The organism is Pseudoalteromonas prydzensis, from assembly GCF_011050055.1.
Lineage (GTDB): Bacteria > Pseudomonadota > Gammaproteobacteria > Enterobacterales > Alteromonadaceae > Pseudoalteromonas > Pseudoalteromonas prydzensis_A.
On sequence record NZ_DRGM01000169.1, the window covers coordinates 1 to 4,825 of the forward strand.

The 4,825-nt window shown below is 42.4% G+C and carries 5 protein-coding genes; 4 read left to right on the forward strand and 1 reads right to left on the reverse strand.

All coding sequences use genetic code 11. The annotated features are described in order from the left end of the window. Window positions 1–322 precede the first annotated feature (322 nt). The 4 genes from ENH88_RS16600 to ENH88_RS16615 all read left to right on the forward strand — a co-directional run bounded on the left by ENH88_RS16600 (window position 323) and on the right by ENH88_RS16615 (window position 4,477). Window positions 323–1,795: a glycoside hydrolase family 28 protein gene (locus tag ENH88_RS16600; protein ID WP_304183900.1), complete on the forward strand. Its 1,473-nt coding sequence runs from the start codon at window positions 323–325 to the stop codon at window positions 1,793–1,795. A gap of 13 nt (window positions 1,796–1,808) precedes the next feature. Further along, a complete protein-coding gene (gene eda, locus ENH88_RS16605) occupies window positions 1,809–2,432 on the forward strand; it encodes a bifunctional 4-hydroxy-2-oxoglutarate aldolase/2-dehydro-3-deoxy-phosphogluconate aldolase (protein WP_304183902.1) in 624 nt (207 codons plus the stop codon). Between the two features lie 91 nt (window positions 2,433–2,523). Then, a complete protein-coding gene (gene uxaC / locus ENH88_RS16610) occupies window positions 2,524–3,972 on the forward strand; it encodes a glucuronate isomerase (RefSeq protein ID WP_304183904.1) in 1,449 nt (482 codons plus the stop codon). Between the two features lie 49 nt (window positions 3,973–4,021). Further along, window positions 4,022–4,477, forward strand: a complete 456-nt coding sequence (locus ENH88_RS16615) for a DUF4861 family protein (RefSeq protein WP_349768657.1) — start codon at window positions 4,022–4,024, stop codon at window positions 4,475–4,477. On the opposite strand, the gene ENH88_RS16620 is transcribed toward ENH88_RS16615, so the two are convergent. After that, window positions 4,413–4,825 (reverse strand): DUF4861 family protein (locus ENH88_RS16620; protein WP_349768658.1); only part of this gene is annotated, 413 nt, incomplete at its 5' end. The genes ENH88_RS16615 and ENH88_RS16620 overlap by 65 nt on opposite strands.

Consider the following 4,825-nt stretch of genomic DNA (forward strand, 5'->3'; position numbering starts at 1 on the left):
AAAAAATGACAACTACGACAACATTTAGTAGAAATTAATTCAATAATAACCTCATTAACTTCACGATGAGGTTAATGAGGTTGAAGTAATCAAACCCTATACTCTATTATTTAATTCGATTACCTGCTTTTCACCAGCCGCGTTTATACTTCCCCGCACAAGACGAGCACCGCGTTTGCTACGTTCTGCTAAATAAATTTTTATTGAATAATAAACTCCGGACTATTTTAAAGTTCATAATAAAACACTATTGCCACCGGTGGCAATAACTGCTAATGTTAGTCTATTATAATAATTCCAATATACAGCAGCAGGATACAAGATGAATAATCAACGACGCTATTTTCTCAAAGCCTTAGCTTCTAGCACTTTGGTAACAGCAACTTTAATGGGCTGTCAGTCAGCGCCTTTACTCAATGTTTTTGACGCGCCCATTAGCGCCGACGATTGGCAAATGGCAGAGCAAATAAAAGCCGAAATAGTCGTCCCGACTTTCCCTGCGAAACAATTTAATATTAAAGACTTTGGTGCTAAAGAAAATGGTCAATTCGATTGTACACAGGCAATTAAAAGCGCCATTGAAGCCTGCCACGCACAAGGAGGTGGTCAGGTATACATTCCAGATGGCACCTATTTAACCGGTGCTATTCATTTACTTTCAAATGTTAATTTGCACCTAAGTAATAATGCAACACTGAGTTTCAGCACTGATCCTAATCATTACCTACCAGAAGTATTTACCCGTTGGGAAGGCTTAGAAATGATGGGCTATTCGCCACTAATTTATGCTTATGAGCAAGAAAACATTGCCATCACAGGTAAAGGTACCCTGCAAGGCAATGCTGATAACCAAACATGGTGGCCTTGGAAAGGTCCACATAAGGAAGGTCATTGGCAACTTGAAAAAGACGCCCAAGGTAAAGTATTGCATCAGCGTGAAGCACGTAATAAGTTGATGGTTGATGCCGAAGCCGGTGTGCCTGTCAGCGAGCGGATCTATAGCACTGGTGCCTATTTACGCCCTCCTTTTATTCAACCGTACAAGTGTAACAACATCTTAATTGAAGGGGTGACAATTAAAAACTCACCATTTTGGCTAGTTAACCCAGTTTTATGCCAAAGCGTCACGGTTGATAACGTTAATTTTTCAAGCCACGGGCCAAATTCTGATGGTTGCGATCCAGAAAGTTGCGACCACGTACACATTAAAAACTGCGTGTTTGATACTGGTGATGATTGTATTGCGATTAAATCAGGACGAAATGCAGATGGTCGCCGTGTCGGTGTGGCATCACAAAATATTGTCATTGAAAACTGCCATATGAAAGAAGGCCACGGTGGCGTGGTTATCGGTAGTGAAATTTCAGGTGGTGTAAACAATGTATTTGTGCAAAATTGCACCATGGACAGCCCCCATTTAGAGCGAGCTATTCGCATTAAAACCAACTCAGTGCGTGGTGGTTTAATTGAGCATATTCGTATCCGTAATATAGAGGTCGGTACAGTCAAAAACGCTGTTGTGATCAATTTCTACTATGAAGAAGGTGATGCGGGACAGTTCGACCCTATTGTGCGTGATATCCAGATTGAGAATTTACATTGTCAAAATGTGTTAAGCAAAGCGTTTTATCTTAATGGTTTTGAACGTGCGCCAATCAATGATATTCATTTTACAGACTGTCATTTTGACCAAGCAGGCAGTAAGTCAATCGTTGCTCATGTAAATAATATGAGTTTGGATAATGTCACATTAAACAAACAGCCACTGACGATGGCTCAATTACAACAATCATAATAGGACCCGCTGAATGAACGCGTTTTCAACATTATTAGGCAAGCAACAAATTTTGCCTATTATACAAGCAAATAGTAGTGAAGAAGGTGTCGCCATTGCGACGGCGATGCACAAGGCTGGCATTCATTTAGTTGAAGTTGTGTTGCGTACTCCTGCGTCACTTGACGCGCTAATTGCGATTAAAAAAGCATTGCCTGATTTATCTGTTGGCGCCGGTACTATTACCGATCAAGCTTTACTTGCAAAAAGTATAGCGGCAGGCAGTGATTTTATTGTCACGCCGGCCGTATCACCACGATTATTAGATGCGCTCACGCAATCCCCCGTCCCCGTTGTACCAGGTGTATCAAACACCGCAGATATTTTACTCGCTAAAGAATATGGCTTTACTGAGCAAAAGCTATTCCCTGCTTCTTTATGTGGTGGCGAGCAGTTTTTAAAAGCAGTGGGCAGCGTATTTGTAGATATTCGCTTTTGCCCAACAGGCGGCATTAATGAGCAAAATTTCAAAGACTATTTAGCGCTTAATAATGTGATGGCGGTGGGTGGCACTTGGGTTGCACAACCACAATGGGTGCAAAATAAAGACTATGAAAAAATAACCCAAGCCTGTCTTCAGGTTCTTAATAGCAACTAATACATATATTGACTGCCACGCGATGTCAGTGTAATTCACCTTTAAATGCCACCGGTGGCTAACAGTAAAAAGAACAGTTAAGGAATCTTCCATGTCTAGCAATATTGAACCTTTAGAATTGCACCCAGATCGTTTGTTTTCAAGCGATCCTACTGTCGTTGCAATCGCTAGAAAGTTATACGAATCAATTAAAGACTTACCGATTATTAGTCCGCACGGTCACACTGATCCACGTTGGTTTAATGAAAATGAAAACTTCGGCAATGCCACCGAACTATTTATAAAACCCGATCACTATGTGTTTAGAATGCTCTACAGTCAAGGTATCCCAATGACTGATTTAGGCGTGCCAGAGCATGGGCTGCAAGGCGATATGGCTCGCTCTAAAGCAGCTGAGCCTGAAAAAGTATGGCAAATTTTTGCTGATAACTATCATCTCTATGCTGGCACGCCAAGCGGCTATTGGCTTGATGCGGTATTTAGTGATGTATTTGGTTTTACTGAAAAACTATGCGCTGAAAATGCACAACACTACTATCAAAAAATTACTGCCGCATTAGCAACACCCGAGTTTACGCCGCATGCATTGATGGACCGCTTTAACATTGAACTAATAGCCACAACCGAAGGGGCTCTTGATCAACTCCCGCACCACCGCGCAATTGCAGGCTCTGCGATGGCAAAACGTGTGATCACCACCTTTAGACCTGATGATGTGATTGATGCTAGCCGTGAAGATTTTATCGACAACGTTGCTAAACTTGGTGAAATAACCGACCAAGATACAACCACTTGGCAAGGTTACTTAGCGGCAATTCAAATACGTCGTGATTACTTTCGTGTTGAAGGGCGTGCAACGGCAACCGATCATGGCCACCCTACTGCATTAACTGCTGACCTAACGACAGCTGAGTGCGAAGCATTATTTGAAAAATGCCGCACAGGCAACTCATCTGAGCAAGAGCAAGAGTTATTCCGAGGCCAAATGCTTACTGAACTTGCAGGTATGAGCATTAAAGATGGTTTAGTAATGCAAATTCACCCTGGTGCGCATCGTAATCATAACCAAGCAGTATTCGATCAATTTGGCCGAGATAAAGGCTGTGATATCCCAAGCCAAACTGAATACGTTAATGCGTTAAAACCACTATTGAGTAAATACGGCAATCATCCTGATCTAAAGATTATCTTGTTTACCTTGGATGAAACTACTTATAGCCGCGAGCTTGCTCCGCTTGCGGGTCACTACCCTAGCCTGAAATTAGGCCCGGCGTGGTGGTTCCATGACAGCCCTGCAGGTATGCTACGTTTTAGACAGCAAACCACAGAAACAGCAGGTTTTTACAATACTGTTGGGTTTAATGACGATACTCGGGCATTTTTATCGATACCCGCTCGTCATGATGTTGCACGCCGTGTTGACTGCCGATACTTGGCTGAATTGGTAGCGAATCATCAAATTAGCGAAAGTACCGCGCAGACTCTGGCTTATCAACTAACCTATGGGCTAGTGAAAAAAGCATATAATCTCGATAGATAACAATAATAGAGCCACTTAATTTAAGTGGCTCAACCATTGAGGACACACCATGACTTTAAAAACAGCACTGTTATCAAAACGCGTTATGATGGGAACAGCTCTAGGCTCTAGCCTTTTACTGGCTGCCTGCCAAGAACAAGCTGACCTTAAAACACCATTGCAAGCAAGTGAGACGAACGCCCTCAGTAGCGCATTAGTTGCTAAAGTGGACATTGTTAATCCATCTTCGTTTAAACGCCCTGATGAGCCAATCTATCTTAGCTATTACGATTTAGGCCTTAGCCAAACTGCGGCTTTAACTGTAAAAACAGCGCAGCAAGTGTTACCTAGCCAAGCAGTAGATATTGACTCAGACGGTGAACTTGATGGTGTGTATTTTATTGTCGATTTAAATGATAAACCGATTGAAGTCACCATTACACAGCAAAGTAAGCCACCAATCACAGCACGCATTGTTGAAAACGGCGATTTACGCGCCAGTATCCAAATTGATTATCAAGGCTGACATTATGCAGCACAGGCTTAGTTGTTAATTTACCGAAAATGTCAAAGCCATTGCGCCAATCGAGGTAAAAACGATAGCCGACTTTATCGGACTCAATACCTGGGCCTTCATAACGGATCCAATTTGAATGATCGGTGTAATAATCTGGTGGCGTTAACTCATCAACATTTTTAAATTCACCGCCGACATACTCTTGTTTACCTGTGCCAACTTGGTGTTTTGGCGGGCGAGAATGTGGTTGCCATTGGCCGCCTTGTTTATGGGCAAGATCAGCTTGCACACGTTTTGTTTGTGCTGTGATTGGTGGCTTACTTTGCTGTGTAATGGTGACTTCAATCGGTTTATCAT

What these genes read in the sequence shown, in the direction of transcription:
- ENH88_RS16600 (WP_304183900.1), top strand. Translation starts at nt 323, where the DNA reads ATGAATAATCAACGACGCTATTTTCTCAAAGCCTTAGCTTCTAGCACT.
- eda (WP_304183902.1), top strand. Translation starts at nt 1,809, where the DNA reads ATGAACGCGTTTTCAACATTATTAGGCAAGCAACAAATTTTGCCTATT.
- uxaC (WP_304183904.1), top strand. Translation starts at nt 2,524, where the DNA reads ATGTCTAGCAATATTGAACCTTTAGAATTGCACCCAGATCGTTTGTTT.
- ENH88_RS16615 (WP_349768657.1), top strand. Translation starts at nt 4,022, where the DNA reads ATGACTTTAAAAACAGCACTGTTATCAAAACGCGTTATGATGGGAACA.